This window comes from Hymenobacter sp. BT559 (genome assembly GCF_017571525.1).
Classification (GTDB): domain Bacteria; phylum Bacteroidota; class Bacteroidia; order Cytophagales; family Hymenobacteraceae; genus Hymenobacter; species Hymenobacter ginsengisoli.
Genome location: NZ_JAGETY010000008.1, coordinates 1 through 20,938, shown reverse-complemented (window position 1 = coordinate 20,938; position 20,938 = coordinate 1). Strand labels below are relative to the sequence as shown.

The 20,938-nt window shown below is 60.9% G+C and carries 18 protein-coding genes and 1 tRNA gene; 6 read left to right on the top strand and 13 right to left on the bottom strand.

What is annotated here, in order from left to right:
* Positions 1-102: 102 nt before the first annotated feature.
* Entirely contained in the window at positions 103-2,583 is a 2,481-nt protein-coding gene (locus J4D99_RS12270; protein ID WP_208132011.1) for an MG2 domain-containing protein, read from the top strand.
* 34 nt (positions 2,584-2,617) lie between these two features.
* On the opposite strand, the gene J4D99_RS12265 is transcribed toward J4D99_RS12270, so the two are convergent.
* From J4D99_RS12265 to accD, 7 genes are all read right to left on the bottom strand, one after another.
* Positions 2,618-3,145 (bottom strand): gamma carbonic anhydrase family protein, encoded by a 528-nt coding sequence (locus tag J4D99_RS12265; RefSeq protein ID WP_208132010.1) that lies wholly within the window; start codon positions 3,143-3,145, stop codon positions 2,618-2,620.
* Positions 3,146-3,149: 4 nt separating this feature from the next.
* Complete coding sequence (locus J4D99_RS12260; protein ID WP_208132009.1) at positions 3,150-4,133, bottom strand: radical SAM protein; 984 nt, start codon at positions 4,131-4,133, stop codon at positions 3,150-3,152.
* A gap of 101 nt (positions 4,134-4,234) precedes the next feature.
* A complete protein-coding gene (locus tag J4D99_RS12255) occupies positions 4,235-5,005 on the bottom strand; it encodes an endonuclease III domain-containing protein (protein WP_309509627.1) in 771 nt (256 codons plus the stop codon).
* A gap of 173 nt (positions 5,006-5,178) precedes the next feature.
* Positions 5,179-5,892 (bottom strand): YiaD family glycine zipper/OmpA-like lipoprotein, encoded by a 714-nt coding sequence (locus J4D99_RS12250; RefSeq protein WP_208132008.1) that lies wholly within the window; start codon positions 5,890-5,892, stop codon positions 5,179-5,181.
* A gap of 210 nt (positions 5,893-6,102) precedes the next feature.
* Positions 6,103-6,378: a YMGG-like glycine zipper-containing protein gene (locus tag J4D99_RS12245; protein WP_208132007.1), complete on the bottom strand. Its 276-nt coding sequence runs from the start codon at positions 6,376-6,378 to the stop codon at positions 6,103-6,105.
* 141 nt (positions 6,379-6,519) lie between these two features.
* On the bottom strand, positions 6,520-7,263 hold the full coding sequence (locus J4D99_RS12240; protein WP_370551430.1) for a YiaD family glycine zipper/OmpA-like lipoprotein: 744 nt from the start codon (positions 7,261-7,263) through the stop codon (positions 6,520-6,522).
* Positions 7,264-7,429: 166 nt separating this feature from the next.
* Entirely contained in the window at positions 7,430-8,275 is an 846-nt protein-coding gene (gene accD, locus J4D99_RS12235; protein WP_208132005.1) for an acetyl-CoA carboxylase, carboxyltransferase subunit beta, read from the bottom strand.
* A gap of 252 nt (positions 8,276-8,527) precedes the next feature.
* Here accD and J4D99_RS12230 point away from each other — a divergent pair, with 252 nt between their 5' ends.
* Together J4D99_RS12230 and J4D99_RS12225 are read left to right on the top strand one after the other, a co-directional pair.
* Entirely contained in the window at positions 8,528-9,529 is a 1,002-nt protein-coding gene (locus tag J4D99_RS12230) for an OmpA/MotB family protein (RefSeq protein WP_309509626.1), read from the top strand.
* An 86-nt stretch (positions 9,530-9,615) separates the two neighbouring features.
* Positions 9,616-11,049 carry a hypothetical protein gene (locus J4D99_RS12225; protein WP_208132004.1) on the top strand — a complete coding sequence of 478 codons (1,434 nt, stop codon included), beginning with the start codon at positions 9,616-9,618 and terminating at the stop codon, positions 11,047-11,049.
* Positions 11,050-11,121: 72 nt separating this feature from the next.
* On the opposite strand, the gene J4D99_RS12220 is transcribed toward J4D99_RS12225, so the two are convergent.
* The 4 genes from J4D99_RS12220 to J4D99_RS12205 form a co-directional block, all read right to left on the bottom strand.
* Positions 11,122-13,932 (bottom strand): TonB-dependent receptor, encoded by a 2,811-nt coding sequence (locus tag J4D99_RS12220; RefSeq protein WP_208132003.1) that lies wholly within the window; start codon positions 13,930-13,932, stop codon positions 11,122-11,124.
* 504 nt (positions 13,933-14,436) lie between these two features.
* Entirely contained in the window at positions 14,437-15,426 is a 990-nt protein-coding gene (locus tag J4D99_RS12215; RefSeq protein WP_208132002.1) for an MBL fold metallo-hydrolase, read from the bottom strand.
* Between the two features lie 53 nt (positions 15,427-15,479).
* Complete coding sequence (locus J4D99_RS12210) at positions 15,480-16,094, bottom strand: SGNH/GDSL hydrolase family protein (protein ID WP_236018640.1); 615 nt, start codon at positions 16,092-16,094, stop codon at positions 15,480-15,482.
* A 226-nt stretch (positions 16,095-16,320) separates the two neighbouring features.
* Positions 16,321-17,460: a cystathionine gamma-synthase gene (locus J4D99_RS12205; protein ID WP_208132000.1), complete on the bottom strand. Its 1,140-nt coding sequence runs from the start codon at positions 17,458-17,460 to the stop codon at positions 16,321-16,323.
* Between the two features lie 158 nt (positions 17,461-17,618).
* Here J4D99_RS12205 and J4D99_RS12200 point away from each other — a divergent pair, with 158 nt between their 5' ends.
* The 3 genes from J4D99_RS12200 (at position 17,619) to J4D99_RS12190 (ending at position 19,521) form a co-directional block, all read left to right on the top strand.
* Positions 17,619-18,527 carry a DUF2167 domain-containing protein gene (locus J4D99_RS12200; RefSeq protein WP_208131999.1) on the top strand — a complete coding sequence of 303 codons (909 nt, stop codon included), beginning with the start codon at positions 17,619-17,621 and terminating at the stop codon, positions 18,525-18,527.
* A gap of 86 nt (positions 18,528-18,613) precedes the next feature.
* Positions 18,614-19,324: a TVP38/TMEM64 family protein gene (locus J4D99_RS12195; protein WP_208131998.1), complete on the top strand. Its 711-nt coding sequence runs from the start codon at positions 18,614-18,616 to the stop codon at positions 19,322-19,324.
* Between the two features lie 123 nt (positions 19,325-19,447).
* A tRNA-Arg gene (locus tag J4D99_RS12190) sits at positions 19,448-19,521 on the top strand.
* A gap of 444 nt (positions 19,522-19,965) precedes the next feature.
* On the opposite strand, the gene J4D99_RS12185 is transcribed toward J4D99_RS12190, so the two are convergent.
* Positions 19,966-20,235, bottom strand: coding sequence for a DDE-type integrase/transposase/recombinase (locus J4D99_RS12185; RefSeq protein ID WP_208131997.1), 270 nt, complete (start codon positions 20,233-20,235; stop codon positions 19,966-19,968).
* A 346-nt stretch (positions 20,236-20,581) separates the two neighbouring features.
* Positions 20,582-20,791, bottom strand: coding sequence for a transposase (locus J4D99_RS12180; protein WP_208131996.1), 210 nt, complete (start codon positions 20,789-20,791; stop codon positions 20,582-20,584).
* Positions 20,792-20,938 lie beyond the last annotated feature (147 nt).

Below are 20,938 nucleotides of genomic sequence, written 5' to 3'. Positions count from 1 at the left end.
AACATTTTCTCTACTTTGCAGCAGCTAGCCTCCAGCTTCGAATCCGGCGTTTCGTTCTTGGCTCACAGGTAGTTCATCTTCTAAGCTAATCGCTGCTACCTCATGCCTGCATCCGTACGCCAAAGCCGATTAAAACCAATTTTTGTATGCTTCCTGCTGCTAGGGTTAGGAGCCTTTACGTTTCCTACTGCTGAAGACCCATTTCTCCAAATTATCAAGCGCGTGGGCGTTTTTTACGCTACCGCACTCCCTGAGAAGGCGTATCTCCACCTCGACCGGTCGCTCTATGCCGCGGGCGAAACCATTTGGTTTAAGGGGTATGCAGTAGAGGCTGACTCGCATCGGCCCGATACGCTCAGTAAGGTTTTGTACGTCGATTTGCTTTCCCCCCGGCGGCAGCTGGTGGCGCAGCGCACCCTGCGGCTCACGGGTGGGCTAGCCCACGGCGATATCGCCTTGCCCGACTCGCTGCCTACCGGTACTTATCAGGTGCGGGCCTATACCAATTGGATGCGTAATGCGGGCCCGGCGTTTTTCTTCACGCGGCCCCTCGCCATCGTTAGCCCCACCGGCAAGCAAGCGGTAGCGACGAGCAGTTCGCCGGTCGATATCCGCTTTTTTCCCGAGGGTGGCAATTTAGTTGAAGGACTAGAGAGTGAAGTTGGGTTTAAGGCCACGGATGCGCGGGGCCACGGCGTAGCCGTGCAGGGCACAATAGTGGATGCGCGCAACCAGGTGCTCGCTAGCTTTAAGAGCCGCCACCTTGGCATGGGGTCGTTTCGCCTAACGCCCGCGGTTGGCCAGCAATACCGGGCCTTGGTAATGCTGCCCGGCGGGCTGACCACGACCGTTGCCTTGCCCGGAAGCCAGCCCGGCGGGTACGTGCTGCACGCAAGCGAAACCGATGCTGATTTTTTCATCACCATTCGGCGGCGGCTAGGCGCAGGGGTGCCCCCTAGCCCTGCCCTACTGCTAGCCCAGGTGCGAGGCACGGTGGTTTTTGCCTCCCGCGTGCCGCTGAACGATGCCGCGCCGGTTGCAGTCAAGCTACCCAAGGCAAAGTTTCCGCCGGGCCTGGCTCACCTCACGCTTTTTGATGAGCAGAGCACCGCGCAATGCGAACGGCTCCTCTTCACTCCTAACCCGCCCGGTGTTCGCTTGGCGCTCCTGCCCGACAAGCCTGCTTATGGCCCCCGCGAGGCGGTACACATTCGCCTGACGGCTACCGATGCGGCGGGGCAGCCCGTAGCCGGGCATTTTTCCGTGGCCGTTGCGGCGCAGGCGCCAGGCCCTGACTACGGGCCAACTATCGTCTCGCATTTACTACTTAGCTCTGATTTGGCCGGGGTAATTGAAGACCCAGGCTATTACTTTCGCGAGCCAGCCAATCCAGAAACGCAACTGGCGCTGAACGACTTGCTGCTTACGCAAGGCTGGCGGCGCTTTGTGTGGAAAGAGCTGCTGGCCGGCCAGCTTCCCGAACGACGCTTTGCGCTCGAGCAAGGCCTGAGCGTGAGTGGGCAAGTGTTTACTGCGGCTAATCAGCCAGCCGCCGCCCGCCCGATTTCATACCTGCAAACTAGCCCCAGGCGAGAAGCGCAGACCGTGACCGACGCGACCGGCCACTTTTTATTTCGCGGGCTCGATGGACTTGATACTACTGCCGTTGTGCTGCGAGCACAGCCCGCAAAAGGCGAGAAGGAGCTCAGCATTCGCCTGCTGGCTCCGCCGCCCGGCGAGGTGCAGCCACCCGATGCGCTGCTAGCCTCGGCCCTGCCCGCCTACCTACGCCGTAGTCAGCAGCGCCTCCCACTAGGCAGCCAAGCCTCGCCAACTGAACCGATTAAGCTCGGTGGGGTAAACGTGAGAGGCTACCGTAGTACGGGCCCAACCGATGGGGCCGTGCGTACTTACGCCAATCCTAACGTTGTGGTAATACCGATTGCCGGTCAGGTGCAGCAGGGCGATACGCGCAACATATTCCAGTACCTGCAGGGGCGGATGGCGGGGGTAGCGGTGACGGGCAATCACATGAACATCCGCCAGGCTTCGACCATGCAGGACCAAAGCACCGGCAAATTCAAACTAATTGAGCCACTGTACCTCATTGATGGCTCGCCGGTATCGGCCGAATTGTTCGCTTCATTTCCGATAAGCGATATCCAATCCGTTGATATTATGAATCAAAATTCGGGTGCCATCTTCGGCTTAAACGCCTACGGCGGTGTGGTGGCTGCCTATTCACGCCGAAATGGCACCCTCCCTGAACAGGGCTCGGCAGATGTCCTGCCCGTAGCTCGTTCAGGTATGCAGATGGTAAAAGTGCCAGGCTATTATCAAGCCCGGGAGTTTTATGCGCCCCGCTACAGCGCGGCTACTGCCAGTTCGCTCCCCGACCCACGCTACGCCACCCTCTACTGGGCCCCCGAGTTGCAGACCGATGCAAAAGGGCAGGCACAGCTATCATTTTTCACCTCCGATGCGGGCGGCACTTTTCAGGCCGTTGCTGAAGGATTAAGCCCCCAGGGGCTTCCGCTACAAGGCAGTGCTACGCTCCTTGTGAAAGCGCCAGCCACGAAATAAGTGCGCTGCGCGCGGAAATTATCGCTAGCTGTCGCTAGTCGCCGGCGCCCACGGTAAACCAGTTAGCATACAACCGGTAGTTAGCCGCCGTGCGGCGCAGCCCAGCCGCCTGCGCCTCGCTCACGGGCTTGATTTTTTTGGCGGGCACACCGGCGTAGAGGTAGCCGGGCTCGCAGACGGTGTTTTCGAGCACTACGGCCCCGGCGGCGATAATGCAGCCCACACCCACTACTGCATGGTCCATCACGATGGCGCCCATGCCAATGAGCACGTCGTCTTCGATGGTGCAGCCGTGTACCAAGGCGCGGTGGCCAATGCTCACGCGCGAGCCGATGGTGAGGGACGCTTTCTCGTAGGTGCAGTGCAGCACCGCGCCATCCTGAATATTGGTTTCGTCGCCGATGCGGATGCGGTTCACATCACCCCGAATCACGGCCGTGAACCACACCGTGCAGCCGCGCCCCAGCACCACATCGCCCACTAGGGTCGCATTGTCGGCCAAGAAGCAGTCGGGGCCGATAGTAGGCGAAATGCCGTGGACAGGAAGGATGAGGGCGGGCATAGTATTACTGAGTGAGCAGGCGCTTCCAAGTACCTTTTTCCCAGTTGTATTTCAGGGTGCTGGGCAGGGCCTGCCAGAAATATTTGCTGGTTTCGACCGCGAAGCTAGGCTGCATGTAGCAATTGATGGTGCAGCCCTCGCACTGCGGCAGGCGGCCTTCGAGGGCAGCTAGCTGCTGGGTAGCGGGTGCGTTATACACGTCGAAGAGCTGGCCGTTGATGGGAAATTTCTGCTCGCCGAGGTGGTAGCAGGGCAGCACGAGCTCGTTGCTGGGCGAGATGACGAGCGTGGTGCTGGCAGCCCGGCACACGGGCGCGGCTACGTGGTTGCCGCCGTCGCGCCGCAGCGCGATAAAGCCTTCGTTGAGGTACACGCCTTTGCGCTTGCCGAAAGCCGACAGATAATCCAGCTCGGCCTCGGTGAGCTGCTCGCCGGTTTCGACCTCACCATATTCAAAAGCCGGGTTTAGAATGAGTACTAGGCCGTTGGGCTGCGTGATGTCGCGGTAGACGGCCTCCAGGTCGGCCAGGTTTTTCCGAAAAACCGTGAACAGGATGTCGGGCCGCTCACCCAGCTCCTTGGCTACCCGAATGCTTTCGAGCACGAAGTCGTAGCAGGCCACGCCGCGGCCCAGGTCGTGGGTGGCGCGGTCGGCCGAGTCGAGCGAAAAGTGCAGCATGTCGACCTTGCCGCGCAGCTTTTCGGCGTTCTTGGGGTAGAGCAGGCCGTTGGTCGTCACGGTGGTGATAAAGCCCATAGCGCGGGCTAGGCCCAGAAACTCGGGCAGTTGCCGGTGCAGCAGCGGCTCACCACCGGTGAAGTCAATCACCTTGACCCCTAGCCGCTTGAGGTCGCGCAGGTTGGCTTCTACATCGGCCAGGGTGATGTAGGGCGAGGGCTTTTCCCAAATGTCGCAAAACGCGCACTTCGCATTGCAGCGGTACGTGACGTAGTAATTGCAGAGAACTGGGTGGCGAACGAGACGCATAAGCTGTAGCGCAGGCTTGGTAGCCCGCGTAATGGGCGGAGTAATGCTGGGCCGACCAGCAGCGTTCCGCCACGTGAACTACAAAGTTCGCGCTACTAAAGTTAATGCGGCAGCTTGCCCCAGGCTGCCGCGTCCCAATGCGTGGGCGTGGCTGCTAGGGCCTCGGGCGTGGCCTCACCGTAGTGCTCCCGGTAATAGTTGCAAAACCCCTTGAGCGGGCAGCGCGGACAGTTCGGCTTCTGGAAAAAGCAAATCTGCTGGCCGTGCCAGTAGTTATGCTTGTGAAAATTGAACAGCCCCTCGGGGTCGAGGTGGGGCTTGAGCAACTCCAGCAGCACGGGGTGCGCCTTCTCGACCGACACCTTGGGGCCTAGCACGCCGAGGCGCTGCATCACGCGGTGCACGTGGGCATCGACGGGCAGCACGGGCTTTCGGAAGTTGAAGAGTAGTACCAGCGAGGCCGTTTTGAGGCCGATACCGGGCATATCGGTCAGCCACTGCATGGCGCGCTCGGTATCCCAGTCGGCCAGAAAATCGAGCGAGAAGCTACCGCCGGTTTCGGCCTTGATGCGGCCCAGGATATCCTGGATGCGCGGCGCCTGCGTGGCCGGCCAGCGCGTGGTCCGGATGGCATGAATCAGGTCGTCGAGCGGCGCGTGCAGCACGCCCTCCCAATCGCCAAAGGCTTCGAGCATACGGTCGTAGGCCAGCTCTTCGTCGGCATGGGTAGTGCGGTGCGAGAGCAAGGTCGAAATGAGCTCGCGCATGGGCGTGCGGCGTGCGGCGCTGGGCACCGGCCCAAAAAACTCATTCAGAATAGCGTGGTCGGCCAGGGCCTTCTCAAGCGGCGGGGAAACGTATGTCTGAACCACGGATTCGACGGATTTTTCGGAGTAATCGGATTTTGCAGCTGGCCACCTGGCGCGCAGGCCCCGCTCTGCAGGTTGACACGATACGAAAAAAGCCGCCCGGTAGGCGGCTTTTTAATTAACATCCACAAAATCCGATTACTCCGAAAAATCCGTCGAATCCGTGGTTTGGACGCTTACAGCTGGCCTTTTTTGGCGGCTTTCTGCATCTTCTCATTGGCAAAGATGGCTACTTCTACGCGGCGGTTTTGGGCTTTGCCGGCTTCGGTAGCATTGCTAGCCACCGGCTGGCTCGAGCCGTAGCCCGTAGCCGTAATGCGGCTGTTATCCACCCCTTTGGCGGTCAGCTCATTGGCCACGGCCTGAGCGCGGCGCTGGCTCAGGGGCTGGTTGATGGCATCGGAACCCGACGAGTCGGTGTGGCCGTCGATTACGATGTTGGTATCGGCATACTTCTGGAGCGTAGTGGCCAGCTCATCGATGTTGCCGGTAGCGGCCGACGTGAGGTTAGACGAATTGCTGGCAAACAGGATGCCCGAGGCAAAAGTGATTTTGATGCCTTCGCCCACACGCTCTACCGTAGCGCCTTCGAGGTCGCGGCGCAGCTCGGCGGCCTGCTTGTCCATTTTGCGGCCGATGAGTGCACCAGCGCCGCCCCCTACTACTGCTCCCAGAATAGCGCCTTGGGCAGTGTGTGACTTGCCAAACGCACGGCCAACGGCCCCGCCTACCACAGCCCCGCCCAAGCCGCCCAGGAGGCCGCCTTTCAGGGACTTGCTCATGCCCTTGGGCTTATCGGTGCTAACTGTGCTGGTTTGTGCCTGCGCAAAGTGGCCTAGCAGCAGCAACATCGCCAGCAGGTAAGAAAAAGAAAGTTTGAGGGTTTTCATCGAAGAAAATAATAAAAGAAAAAAACTGCGCCCAGCATAAAGCCAACGCGGCGGCAAGTTCGCCATTTGCAACCACCTTGCCAAACTCGCACGGACCAGCTGCCCGCTTTCCCCGATTTATGCTGATTCTTCCTGGCTAGCCACAAAAAAAGCCTGGCCACAGGCCAGGCTTTCGGTTGTTCTGAGGGGCGCGGGGACCACCACCACCGCCTACTTGTTGCGGTAGCGGTTGTAGCGAGCAGGGTCTTTTTTCTTGTCCTGGTTGCGGCCCACCAGGCCACCACCTACCACGCCAGCGCCAGCCCCTATCAGGGCGCCTTTGCCACCGCCTAGCAGGCCACCAAGCACGGCCCCACCGGCACCGCCGATAGCAGCGCCTTTCGCCTTGCGGCTCCAGCCTTTGGGTTTATCCTGCGCCTGCGCTACTGTGCCGGCCAGCAGGAAGAAGGCCAGCAGAAAAGTGAAAAGTTTCGAGAAGGATTTCATATGAGTACGAAGCGTTTAGAGAAGAAAAGCGGCAGCTGAGCCGACAAGATTTTAACGCAACTCGAAATAGCCGGGTTGTGCCCGCCCACCAAAAAGCCTGGACCTACGGTCCAGGCTTTTTGGCTAATGCCGCGTAGCAGCTTACAAGGTGCCGTTTTCGGCAGCTTTCTTCATTTTTTCGTTGGCATAAATGGCTACCTCTACACGACGGTTGGCTTGCTTGCCTTCGGCCGTCGAGTTGTCGGCCACCGGCTGGCTCGAGCCATAGCCTTTGGTAGTAATGCGGCTGCTAGCCACACTCTGGGCCGTGAGAGCACTGGCCACTGACTGGGCGCGCTGCTCGCTCAGGGGCTGGTTGATGGCGTCGGTACCGGTATTATCGGTGTGGCCTTCTACCAGCACGTTGGTGTCGGGATATTTCTGGAGCGTAGCGGCCAGCTTGCTGATGTCGGCCTGCGAAGTAGCACGCAGCGCACTGCTGTTGGTGTCAAACAGAATGCCCGAGTCGAAGGTGATTTTGATGCCCTCGCCTACGCGCTCCACCTTGGCGTTGGCCATATCGCGCTGCAACTCCTGCGCCTGCTTGTCCATCTTGCGGCCAATGAGTGCGCCCGCACCGCCACCTACGGCGGCACCCAGGATGGCGCCCGCCGCCGTGCCCTTGCCACCGCCCAAAATACCCCCTAGCACGCCGCCTACTACGGCGCCGCCACCCGCACCCAGCAGGCCGCCTTTGGTGGTTTTATTCATGCCGGTTTTGCGTACGCCAGTACCATTATTGCTCGACAGGTCAGGCTGCGTAGTGGTTTGGCGCGACGAAGCGCACGAGCCCAGCAGCAGCACAAAGGCTAGCAGCACGGCTACGAAAGACTTGGAAGAAGTCATCATTTTTCTGAAGGATGAGTGAAGAAAATTAGCATCACCATCGGAGCCTTATACGCAAAAGCCCGCACTGGTTACCAGTGCGGGCTTTTCCAAAGTCGTGCCAAGGCGCGCCGAACAGCTGAGCGTGCGGGTAAATACCCTAGCTAGGCGGCGGGCGCCTGGCTCTTTATGCATTCACCATCGACAGCAGGTCGGCGAGGCGCTGCTTCAATTCGCGGCGGTCGACAATAAAATCGAGGAAGCCGTGCTCGAGCACAAACTCGGCACTTTGAAAACCCTTGGGCAGGTCCTTGCCTATAGTTTCCTTGATAACGCGCGGGCCGGCAAAGCCAATGAGCGCGCCGGGCTCGGCAATATTAAAGTCGCCGAGCATGGCAAAGCTCGCCGTGACGCCACCCGTGGTAGGGTCGGTGAGCAGGCTCACGTAGGGCACCTTGGCCTCGGCCAGCAGGGCTAGCTTGGCCGACGTTTTGGCCATCTGCATCAGCGAGTAGCCGGCCTCCATCATGCGGGCGCCGCCCGAGCGCGAAATCATCAGAAACGGCACACGGTTCTGGCGGGCGTAGTCGATAGCGCGGGCTATTTTCTCACCCACCACCGAGCCCATCGAGCCGCCGATGAAGCGGAAGTCCATGGCGGCCACTACTAAAGGCTGGCCGGCGCTCAGGCCGTGGGCCGTGCGCACGGCATCTTTCAGGCCGGTATTTTTTTCGGTGGCCTGCACGCGCTGCGGGTAGGGCTTGGTATCGACGAAGTGCAGCGGGTCGCCCGAAGTCAGGTTGGCATCGAGCTCTTCATACTGGCTGTCGTCGAAGAGCAGCTCGAAGTAAGCCGAAGCGTCGATGCGGTCGTGGTAGCCGCAGTTGCCACACACGTAGTGCAGGCGCTTGTGCTCGGCCATCGTGGCCACGGTTTTGCACTCGGGGCACTTATACCACAGGCCGTCGGGCGTTTCCTTTTTCTGCTCGGTGGGGGTGATAATGCCCTTTTCCTGGCGCTTGAACCAAGCCATACTGGTGGGGAGGTGGAGAAATGACGAATAAAGAAGGGAAGATGAACGGCCGATTGCCTAGGCCGCGTCCTATTTTTTCTACTCTTCAGGCTAGCAAAATTACGCGATAGTTACCATCGGGGCGAAAGTAGCCGGGCACAAGCTGCCCCTGCGGCCCCAAAACCAGCGCGCCTGCCTGCGCCCGGCAAGACCAGCGCGGCCGTAACTTGCCCCTGCCATCATCTGGCTGCCACTCTACGCCCTTTTTTCTGCGTGAAAAAGATTCTGTATTTATCCCGCCCGCTGCTCGGCCTGGCGCTGCTGGCCGGCAGTGGGGCCAGCCTCAGCAGCTGCGTCACGGCCAAGCGCTACGAAGACCTGCAAGCCCGCCAGCAAAGCGAGGCCGATGCCCGCGCCGCCGCCGAAACCCAGCTGCGCCAAACCAAGGCTGATCTGCAAAAAACCGCCGACGCCCTGGCCGAGGCTCGCCTCGACCAGAAGCGTCTGGTAACCGATTCGACCCAGACCGGCAATGCCCTGCGCCGCACCCGCACGCTCTACAACCAGCTCACCGACAGCTACGACAAGCTGCTCAAAAACAGCGACCGCGCCCTGGCCGACCGCAACGCCGACTACGGCAAGCTGGCCAAAGACCTCGCCACCCGCGAGGCCGAGCTGGGCCAGCTCGACCTGAACCTGCAAAAAGCCAAATCGGACCTGAGTGCCCGTGAGGCCAAGCTAGCCGAGCTCACCCAGGCCCTGGCCGATAAGGACAAGGCCGTGAACGACCTGAAGGCCCGCGTGAGCAAGGCCCTGCTTAGCTTCAACTCCAACGAGCTGCAAGTCAAGCTCAAGGATGGCAAGGTGTACGTGTCGCTGTCCGAGCAGCTGCTGTTTAAGTCGGGCTCGAGCAAGGTAGACCCCAAGGGCCAGGAGGCGCTCAAGAAGCTCGCTACCGTGCTGCAAGAGCAAAAAGACGTGAACGTGGTAGTAGAAGGCCACACCGACAACGTGCCCATGCGCCCCACCGGCGGTATTCAGGACAACTGGGACCTGAGCGCGCTGCGGGCCACCGACATTGCGCGCCTGCTCACGGCCAGCGGCGTCGACCCCAGCCGCATCACGGCTTCGGGCCGCTCGCAGTACGTGCCGGTGGCTAGCAACGACTCGCCCCAGAACAAGGCCCTCAACCGCCGCACCGAGATTATCCTCACGCCCAAGCTCGACGAGCTGTTTCAGATACTCGACGGCAACAGCGCGGCCCCGACCAATTAAGTCTTTTTCAGCCAGCTTACCCCTAGCGGGCGCAAAATTCGTTGCTATATTTAAGGCAACATGTTTTGCTCACGCTAGGGTACGCTATGAAAACACTTCTTCGCTGGCGCTGGCTACTGGCCGGGCTTTTTTGGCTGGGCTACGGGCTGGCCGCGCAGGCCTCGCACATCAGAGGGGCCGATATTGCCTATACCTCGATAGCCTCCACCACACCCAATGTGCCGCGCTACCGCGTCACGCTGCGCCTGTTTCGGGATATTGTTGGGGTCGACCAGCCAGCAGTCACACTGTATGGCAGGGTGGGCGACTGCAACTCAACTGACCCGCGGAATTTCAGATTTGACAATATTCCCAAAGCGCAGAGTACGCGGCTAGAGCAGGTGGCTTGCGTGGGTAGTAACTCCCTGTTTACCTCGTCTTTTAATACCGACGTTTTTTTATACAACGTGGACGTTGACCTGCCACGGGGGCAGTGGACGCTGAGCTTTATAGGAGAGAACCGCAACTCCGCCCTGCCGGCTTTTCATAATATTTACGTAGCCGCTTTTTTAGATAATCGGCTCGTCACTCAGGATACCTCGCCTACTTTTCTATCAACGCTCCTGCCTTCGCTGCAAGGCAACCTAGCCCAGCGCTACAGCTTCAGCACCTATGATGCCGACCGCGACTCGGTAGCGTACAGCCTAGTTTCATCTCAAGAGGCCCTGGACGTATATACACCCTGCGGAACCCCCATCGCGGGCGGAGTATCGCCGCACTTCCAGCTAAATCCGGCTACCGGCGCCATTACGATACCGACGGGCGGCGTGCAGCAAGGCTACTACCTCGCGGCCGTGCGCGTGGACGAGTACCGGCAACTAGCTGGCACCTGGCAACACATCGGCAGCGTAACGCGCGACATCACCTACCTGGCGCAAAATATCGCTAACCAGCCACCCAGCTTCACTAGCCTAGCGGTGGGCACCGGTCCGGCCCAGTCGCCCAGCCAGACCATCAGCGCCCGCCCCGGCCAGACGCTGAGCCTTACCCTCACGGCTACCGACCCCGACGCGGGCCAGCACCTACGCTTCAGCAGCGAGGCTACCGGCATCATTCCGGGCCTGAGCCTGACCACCCTTAGCGCCACGCAGGCCCGGCTTACCTGGCAGGTGCCGGCTAGCCTGCCCCCGGGTTTTTATACGGCTACCATCGCGGTGTTTGACGATGGCTGCCCCAACAGCACGGTAGAGCAGACGCTTTACATCAGGGTAACGAACCAGACCCTAGGCACGCGCCCGGGCTCCGATGCGGCTAGCTCGGCATTTCCCATGCCCTTTCGCGACCAAGTGCAGTTTCAGGCGGCTAGCAGCGGGCAGCAGGTTGTCGTTGTGGATGAGCTAGGGCGCACCGTGGCGCAGCTGCGCGCTGGGGCCGATGGCCGCGTCCTGTGGCAGCCGGCCGCTAGCCTCCCCGCCGGCCTCTACCTGGCGCGGGGCGCCGATGGCCGCCCGCTAGCCCGCCTGCTGCACGCGGCCAACTAAGCAGCCCCTAGCGGATGAAAAAAGGCCCGTTCTGCAAGCAGAACGGGCCTTTTTGCTGAGGGAAGCGCTAGCTTACAGCGTGATATTCAGGCGTGTGAAGTAGTAGGCGCCGTTGAAGCCAAACTGGTTGGCACTGTAGAGGAAGCGGCCGCGGTTTGAGTTGTCGAGCGAGGAGCTATAGCTGGTAGTGGGGTCGACCGAGAAGTTGTTGGGGTTGTTGCGTGGGTCGACGTAAATCTTGTCGGGGTACACGTCGAACAGGTTATTCACCCCCACCGTGAGGCCTAGCTGCTTGGTAAACTGCGCGCTGAGCGTGAGGTCGGTAATCCACTTGGCCGAGAACGTCTGGTCGAGGTAGGCGCGGGTCGGGTCAGCGTCGGCGGTGCTAATCTCGCCAAAGCGCACGGTGCGGGCCTCGATGCCGAAGATGCCCACGGTATAGGCCGCCGAGAGGTTGATTTTGCTGCGCGGGTTGCCGCTTTCGAGGCGCGTGCGCTGGGCGCGGTCGAAGAGCGTGTTTTGCAGGTTGCTGGTCCCGGGCGTCACGTCGTTGTTCACCGTGGTCGAGCTGCTGTTGAAGCTTTGCACCTGCGTGTGGTTGAAGTTGGCAGCAGCAGTCAGCAACAACCGGCTCTTTTCGCCAAGGGCGATGCGCTCGTTGGCCACAATGTCGATGCCCCGCGTGCGGGTATTCACCGCATTGGCGAAGAACTGCACCCGGCTCACGGCCTGCGAACCCAGAATGGTATTCACGAGGGGGTTGGTGCGCGTGAATTGAGCTGAGAGCACAATGCGGTCGCGGATGTCAATCTGGTAAGCATCCACGGTCAGCGTAAACTGGCGGCCGGCGCTGGCGGTGAGGCCCACGCTGTAGTTGGTCGATTTTTCCTGCTTCAGCGGCTCCACGCCAAAGCCCGGCTGGGTGGGGTTAGTGAAGTCGTTGCGCACGATAGGGCTGTCATTATTCACCGTCAACACCTGATTGGGCAGGCCGCTCACAAACTGCGTGCTGGTGTTGGTGAAGTAGCGCTGCTGCAAGGAAGGCGCCCGGAAGCCGTTGCCGATGGCGCCGCGCAGGGCAATGGCATCGATGAGGCTGAGGCGGGCGGCTAGCTGGCCGCTGATGTTGCCACCAAAATCGCTGTAGCGCTCGGCGCGGCCGGCGGCGTGCACCAGCAGGCGCTCGGTGATGTCGCTTTCGAGGTCGAGGTAGCCGGCCACGTTGGTGCGCGACTTATTCACCTCATCCTGCGGCTGATAGCCGGGAAACACCTGCGAGCCCGAGGCCGTAGGCGCGTTGTTGTACAAGCGCCCGCCGTTGATGTACGACGCATACTCGCCGCGTCCAATCTGGAAGTTATCGAAGCGGAACTCGCCGCCGGCTGCCACGTTGAGGGTGGCTAGCGGGCCCAGGTCGCGAAATTTGCGCGACAGTGCCAGGTTGGTCGTGTTTTGCAGGAACGCCAGCTTGCCGGCGTAGAAGCTCGTGGGGTTTACCGTCACTAGCCCCGGCCCTTGCGGCAAAGAGGCATTGACGGTGCCGTCGATGTTGTAATCCAACTCGTTGCGGCCGAAAGTATTGCTCAGGTCCACAAATAGCTCACCGTAGCTTTTGCGAATGCCCGTGATGGCCGACTGGTCGTAAATCGTGGTATTGATGAACGGCAGGAAGCCATTCGGAAAGATATTGAGGTCGCTCTGCGTGGGCTGGTTAGGCAGGCGGTTGAAGCCCGGCCCGCGGCCCGTGCGGTACGAAGCGCCGCCGCCCACGTACACCTCGTAGCCCTGCCCGATGCGGTAGGCACCGTTGAGGTAGCCGCCGAAGTTGCGCGACGCTGACTGCCCCACACGCAAATCGACGCGGTTGAAGCCATTTTGGGCCACTAGGGCATCGTCCTGGGCTTTAAGGTCGCGGCGGGCCTGCTCAGTGTTGGCCGAAGAAGGATAGTTGCCGCCATTGGCCCCTAGGTAAATAAGCGGCGCGGTGTCGGTAAACGAGCGGTTGGTGTAGCCGCGGTTGATAAACTGCCCGCTCACATCGAGGTAGCCGCGGTGGTTCAGCCCCACGCCAAAGTTGAAATCGGCCTGCTCGGTTTTGCCGTCGCTCTGCGTCGTTTGGCCGTAGTAGCCAGTGCTCTGGAAGCCCGTCGAGTCGTCTTTGAGCTGAATGTTAATCACGCCCGCAATTGCGTCGGAGCCGTAGAGCGCCGCCGCGCCATCGCGCAGCACCTCAATACGCTTGATGCTGGCCGTCGGAATCACGCTCAGGTCGGTGCCCACCGAGCCGCGCCCGATGGTGCCGTTGATGTTCACCAGCGACTGCTGGTGGCGGCGCTTGCCGTTCACGAGCACCAGCACCTGGTCGGGGCCTAGCCCGCGCAGGCTGGCCGGGTCAATAAAGTCGGTGCCGTCGGAAATAGACTGACGCGACGACTGAAACGAGGGCGCCGCGTAGGTCAGCACCTGGCTCACGTCGGTTTGGGCGAAAGCCTTGATTTCGCGGGCCGAAATCACGTCTACCGGCGCCGTGGTCAAGATATTGGAGCGGCCTTCGGTGGCGCGCGAACCGGTCACTACCACGTCGCCGAGGTCGGTGGCAGAGGCTGTGAGGCGCACTTCCACGTTGGTCCGGCCATTCACTGCCACTTGCTGGGTAGCAAAGCCGATGGCCGAAATAGTGAGCGTGGCGCCCGGCTGCACGCTTAGCGTAAAGTCGCCGTTGGGGCCGGTCGAGGTGCCGTTGGTGGTACCGCGCTCCAGCACGGTGGCACCCGGCTGGGCCTCGCCGGTGGTGCTGAGCACGCGGCCCGTCACCGTCACGGTTTGCGCGTGGGCCGCTAGGGCCACCACCGCAAACAAGGGTGTAAGTAAGGTTTTTCTCATATACAGGGTAGAGGTTTTAGTGAAAGAAAGTGAAGCTAGGATGCAAGCAAGTTATCTAATTTTTTCCCAATAAGTTACCATTGCCGCGCACTGTGCACACCAATAGCCGGCCAGCGGCCAAACAGAAGGTATTGCCCGAAACAAGATGGGTGGGAAGGAATAGACGCTGCGGAGCACTATGAGTATCAGCCTCACGCAGGCCGGGTAAGGCTGACGCTCGCTGAGTAGCAGCTAGGCTACTCACTCATGTGCCACCGCTAAGATGGGTATCGGCGAACTAACGGGCTGTCATTTTGTTCAACAAAACTTCAGACCGAAGCCCACCACCTCATGTAGAGCCCTGCATCACAGAAGCTTACTACACCAGGCTATTTGAAATCGGCCGGACTGGTCAGAGCGCTGCAAGGGGTCCGACCGGTTGTCGTTGAGTACGCCAGCAAAGCCCTTTGGCATGTCGAGACCACGACCGGTCCGGCCGACTTGCTCAAGAGTGTTTACTTCACCTCACTTCCACCAGTACGAGGCTAGCGGACCAGCCGCCACGTCTACCCGCTGGCCCGGCGCAGGCAATAGCAACGTCACCTCAGGCCCGGCGGCCTCCATAAGGCGCTGCACCGGTTGCCGCCAGGCGTGAAACGCCAGGTTAAACGTGCCCCAGTGCAGCGGCAGCAGCGGCCCACCCCCTAGCAGGCGGTGTGCGACCAGCGCATTATCGGGGCCCAGGTGAATATCGGCCCACTCGGGGTCGGCGGCACCGATTTCGAGCATCACCAAATCGAATGGCCCATACGCTGCGCTAATCTGCCGAAACGCTTCATCGAACGGTCCCGAGTCGCCGCCGAAAAACACGCGGTGCTGCGGCCCATTCAGTACCCACGAGGCCCACAGCGTGCTGTCACGGTTGAGCAGACCCCGCCCCGAGAAGTGTCGGGCGGGCGTAGCAATTAGCTCAAAGTCGGGGGCTAGCGCAACTTTATCCCACCACGTAGCCTCCGTAATGCGCTCGGCGGCCACGCCCCAGCGGCGCAGGTGCGCGCCCACTCCTAGCGGGCAAAAAAACCGCTCGCCGCGCCCGGCCAGCGCCCGAATGGCCGCCTCGTCGAGGTGGTCGTAGTGGTCGTGCGAGAGGATGATGCCATCGAGCGGCGGCAGCTGGGCCAGCGGCAGCGGCGGCGCAAAAAACCGCTTGGGCCCCACCAGCTGCGAGGGCGAGGCGCGCTGGGCCCACACCGGGTCGGTAAGGAAGCGGCGGCCATCTACTTCAATCAGCGTGGTGCTGTGGCCCAGCCAAGTTACACGCAGCGCAGCGGGCGGCACGGGGGCAGCCAGGGCCGCCGCATCGGCCCGAAAGGGGCCTAGCGGCTGCGCCGGCTCACGTTCGGCTTTCTCAAAGAGGTAGCGGCCCAGCAGCTTGCCGTAGCCCGAGGGCGGGCTTACGCTGGTGGGCAGCACGTTGACGTATTTTTTACCGGTGTGGCGGGGCTGAAGCTGCATAGCGAAGGAAAAGAGAGTGCGGCAGACGCAGCCACGCGTCTTTTACTTTTTGCCTACTTCAGCAGGCCCTGCACCACTGGCAGCGCCCGGCTAGCCCACTGGCGCATTTGGGGGCCCGTGTAGTGCAGGCCATCGCTGGTAAACTGGCCAGCGGCGCCGGCAGCGGCGCGGGTAAGGTCCGTGACAGCCACAAAAGCTACGCCGGCCGCTTGGCACTCCTGCTGCGCCACGGCGTTAAACTGGTCGATTTCGCGGGCTATCTGCGCCGCGTCGCGGTCGTGGGCAAAGGGCGTCTGGCCCCAGTCGGGAATGCTAAGCACCACAACGTGGCCAGCCTTGCCGCCCGCAAACGCAGTAGCGGTGGCTAGCAGCTGCCGAAACTCCCTGCGGTAGAGGTCCACGCCCTGACCGCGGTATTGGTTATTCACGCCGATGAGCAGCGACACCAGGCCATAATCGCGGCGACGGTTGCCACTGGCCGCGATGGCCGCTTGCAGCTCCGCGGTGGTCCAGCCGGTGCGGGCAATGATGTCGGGGCTAGCCAGGTTCAGGCCGTGGGCGCGGGCCTGAGCAGCCAATTGCACCGGCCAACGGTCGGCCGCGGCGGCGCCTTCGCCAATGGTATAGGAGTCGCCGAGAGCGAGGTAAGAAATAGCAGCGGTGGGCATAGGGGCAGGTGGAGCCGGCACAGCCAGGCCAGGCGCCCGGCTGGTGGTGCAGGCAAAAAGAAAGCTGGCAAAACTAGCCAGCAGCACCCGGGTACACGATGAATAAAGCAACGACAGCATGGCCCGCATCTACGCCAGGGCGACCCGCTTCGGTTTGACCGAACGAAAAAGCGCCGAACCAGCCCTACGGCCAGCCCAGCGCTCCCCATTCCAACGGGGCTAGCCCCTACCCTATTGCCTGGGCCAGGTCATCAATCAAATCTTCCGCATCCTCGATGCCCACGCTCAGGCGAATAAGCGAGTCGCTGAGGCCAGCCTTGCGGCGCTGCTCGGCCGGGATGCTGGCGTGGGTCATAGTGGCCGGGTGACCGCTCAGGCTCTCGACGCCGCCCAGGCTTTCGGCCAGGGTGAAGAGCTGAAATTTTTCGAGCACCGCAATGGCGTCTTCCTGCTTATCGCCCTTTAGCACGAAGGAAATCATACCGCCAAAGTCGCGCATCTGCCTGGCCGCCACGGCGTGGTTGGGGTGGTTCTCGAAACCGGGCCAGTACACCTTCTCCACCTTGGGGTGCTGGCGCAGGTACTCGGCTATGGCGCGGCCGTTTTCGCAGTGGCGCTGCATGCGCAGGTGCAGGGTTTTGAGGCCGCGCAGCACCAGGAAGCAGTCCTGCGGGCCGGGCGTGCCGCCGCAGGCATTCTGGTAGAAGCTCAGGTCTTTCAGCAGCTGGTCGTCGTTAAAAACTAGGGCGCCCATCACCGTATCGGAGTGGCCGGCCATGTACTTGGTAAGGGAGTACACCACGATATCGGCCCCAAGCGCCAGCGGCTCCTGCAGGTAGGGCGTCGAGAAGGTATTATCGACGGCCAGCAGCGCGCCGGCCTCTTTGGCGAGGCTAGCGGCGGCCGCAATGTCGATGATGTTGAGCAGCGGGTTGGTAGGCGTTTCGACCCAGATGAGCTTGGTTTTGGCCGTCACTTTCTCGCGCACCTTGGCCATGTCGCCCATTGGCACGAAGTGAAACTTGATGCCTAGCGGCTCATACACCTTGGTCATAATGCGGTAGGAGCCGCCGTAGAGGTCGTCGGTCGAAATCACCTCATCGCCGGGCTTCAGCAGGCGCAGCACGCAGTCGATAGCAGCCATGCCCGAGGCGAAGGCTAGCCCGTGCTTACCGCCGTCGAGCGCCGCTAGGGCGTCTTGCAGCTGGGTGCGGGTGGGGTTGTGGGTGCGCGAATACTCGTAGCCCCGGTTATCGCCCGGCGAGCGCTGGGCGTAGGTAGAGGTCTGGTAGATGGGCGTCATAATGGCCCCGGTTTCGGGGTCGGGGTGCACGCCGGCGTGGATGGCTTTGGTGGCAAATTTCATCGCAGATTCAAACGGATTTAACGGATTGCGCAGCTACGCCCGCTAACGCGGGCTGGCTGCCGGGGGTGGGAAGGTGGGGTAAAATTACGGGCAATTGGCGCGGCGGGTGGCTACGCGTATCTTAGCCACGATATTTCAGTCTACCATTTTTCTAACGCATGAAGAAACTATTACTCTTGCTTGGCAGCTGCATTACGCTGTCTTTCAATGCCCAGGCGGCCCCGCCCAAGCCTAAGACCACACCCGCCGTAGTGGACTCGGCCGCTATTTACCAGGCGGCCGCCGATTCTATCAATAATAGCTTCCACTACCAGCAAGGCCACGTGCTGCTGCCTGGCGGGGTGGGCGAGCTAACCGTGCCCAAAGGCTTCCGCTACCTCGACTCGGCCCAAGCGGCCTACGTGATGCACAAGCTGTGGCACAACCCGCCGCAGGAGAGCCTAGGCATGCTATTTCCGCTTGACCGGGGGCCCGTGAGCGACAATAACTGGGCTTACCTCATTCAGTTTGACCCGATGGGCCACGTCAAAGACGACGACGCGGACGACATCAAGTACGACGACCTGCTGGAAGAAATGCAACAGGACACTGAGAACGAAAACCCAGACCGCCTTAAAGATGGCTACGACGCCGTGCATCTCATCGGCTGGGGCGCGCCGCCTTTTTACGATAAAAACCAGCATACCCTGCACTGGGCCAAACTCTTGCGCTTTGGCGACGGCCTCGACGAAACGTTGAACTACAACGTGCGCATTCTGGGGCGCAAGGGCGTGCTCATCTTCAACGCCATCGCCGTGCCGAAGCAGCTGCCCGAAATCAAGGCCAGCATTCCGGGCCTGCTCGCCAATGTTTCGTTTGTAAAAGGCCAGCAGTACAACGATTTCAGTGCCGGCATCGACGAGGTAGCCGCCTATGGCATTGGCGGCCTGGTGGCTGGCAAAGTGCTGGCCAAAGTGGGCTTCTTCGCCATTATCCTCAAGTTTTGGAAAGTCGCCATCCTGGCGCTGGGCGGCGCCTGGGCCGCTATAAAGCGCTTCTTCGGCTTCGGCGCCAAAGAGGCTGAGTAAGGGGGCTAGCAGACATAGCAGCGGGGCCGGCTGTTGCGTAGGTACTTTCGCCTACTCAATGGCCGGCCCCCGGCTTTTCCTTGCTAATGGCTTTTTTGCGCGAGCTTTTTCAAAAGAATTTTTCTACCTTCCTCACCATGGGCCTGCTGGTAGCGGTGCCCGTGCTGGGCTCGGCCTCCGTGCTAGGGCTGCTCTACGAGCGCCCCACGCTGCTGCAAGGCCTGTCGCTAGGCCAGAGCTTGCTGTATTTTCTGGTGGTGGGCCTCACCATGGCGCTGGCGCTCACGCCTACCACATTCGTGGCCATCGTCACGGGCTATTATTTCGGCTGGAGCGGGCTAGCGGGTATGGTGGCCGCCTATGCGATAGCCGCCGCGCTGGGCTATGAGCTGGCTCGCCGCCTCGACCACGGCAAGCTGCGCACCGTGCTACACCACTTTCCCAAAGCGGATGCCGTGCTGGCCGAGCTGCAAAGCCAGAGCTGGCCGCTTATCATCCTTACGCGCCTCTCGCCGGTGCTGCCGTTTGCACTTATGACGTTTGTGCTGGCCATTGTAGGCGTGGCGCGGCGCCGATTTCTAACGGCCTCGGTGCTGGGCATGCTGCCGCGCAGCCTGTTTTTCTACTGGCTCGGCACCAAAGCCCAGGATGTGCTAGCTCTTCTGCGCGACCCTGACGAAGGGACGCTCAGCAAGTTGGTACTGGTAGGCTTGGTGATAGCCTCGCTGTTTGGGCTCTATGTGGTATTCAACCGGGCTTTGCAGCGCGTGCTGCGGCGCAATGCCTCAGCCACCTAATTTTTTGTGGCTGATTATTACCAAATTGCCACGTTCGAGTCCATTTTCAATTGAAAATCTTCTCCCCGAATTTGTGCAGCCAAAAAATTTCTCCCTACCTTTGCACTCCCAACACGGGACAACGGTTGTATAGCTCAATTGGATAGAGCATCTGACTACGAATCAGAAGGTTTAAGGTTCGACTCCTTATACGACCACAAAACCCCCTCAGCAGCTTGCTGAGGGGGTTTTTTATTGGACCAGTATGCAGCACGCATAAAGGGAGTATAAAAGAGCTGAACTCTGCTGCTTTCCGGCGAAAGCAGTAGGCTCGAAAAAAACTGAAGACTTTAGGGCAGATTTAAAACTATCGCATTTTCAGAACCTATAAAGGGAAATTCCAACCCTATAGATTATGGAAATGACCCTTTCGCCGAACGAATTAGGCGTACTAGCCGACTAAATTTTAGCCTTATTCTGAGGTGGCCTAGCTAAGCCGGACAGAATTGGGAAGTTGTTTGGAGTTGGGTTTCGAAGTGGTTGGGCGAGTGGTACTCGAGCGCGGAATGCCGCCGCTCGGCAATATGGTAGCTGATTTCGAGCTTGGCTTCGGCCAGGCTGGGGAAGCTGCCGCCATCGAGTAGCTCAGCCGTAAAGCGGCTTCAGAACGACTCGGCGTGGGCGTTATCGTAGCAGTTACCGCGCCGGCTCATGCTTTGCTGCGCGCCGTGTTTGGCGACTAATTCTTTGAATCGCATAGCCGTGTACTGGCCGCCCTGGTCGGAGTGCACGATGAGCCCAGGGGGTGGGCGACGCACGGCCAAGGCTCGGCGCAAGGCCTCACTAACCAGGTCTTCGGCCATCGTGTCGCGTACGTCCCAGCCGACGATTTTACGCGAACAGCGGTCGAGCCAGACGGCCAGGTAAAGCAAGCCGCCCTAGCGCGGCAAATACGTGATGTCGACGGCCGACACCCGGTTGGGGCGGTGGGAGCTGGCTGGCCCAGCAAGCGGTTGGGGCCGCGCGCACGGCCGGGGCCGAGTCGGTGGTGCGCGGCACAAACGAGCGCGGCTACTTGTCAGGTCGGTTCGACCACCGGCAGCTGCCGGCGGCGCTGCCAGGCGTACTATACGGTCGGCGCCACGCGCAGCTCTAGTAGAGCTAGCGCACGGGCACTTGTGACTGGCGCTGGGCGATGTAGCGGTAGGTGCTCACCGGGTCGGTTGGCCGAAGATGACCAAGGCTTTTTTAATATGTCAGGCTCCTGCTCCGCCCGCTTCAGCCGGGCGAGCAGGGCACGTACCTCCGGGTCGCGGGCACTTCTTCGCTGCCCACCTCGGACACCAGTTGCGCCTGCTGCCAGCGGTAGCGCAGCTTGGGGCTGATGCCCAACTGCCGGGCCGCCGCCTGCGTGCTGCGGCTCATGCTGGCCAGACGCAAGGCTCCGGCCTTGCAGGTCTCGTCGTACTTGCGTCGTTTGTCGGTCACGCCCCGCTGGTTTTGGTTGCCATGACAGCAGAACTATACGTCCTTCTTCTGTCCGCCTTCCCTAGACCACCTTAGAACGTGTTTGGGAATCGGGTAGCCCCAAAGAAAACGAGCCAGTAAGCAGTAAGCGGAGTTCCTAGGCTCCGC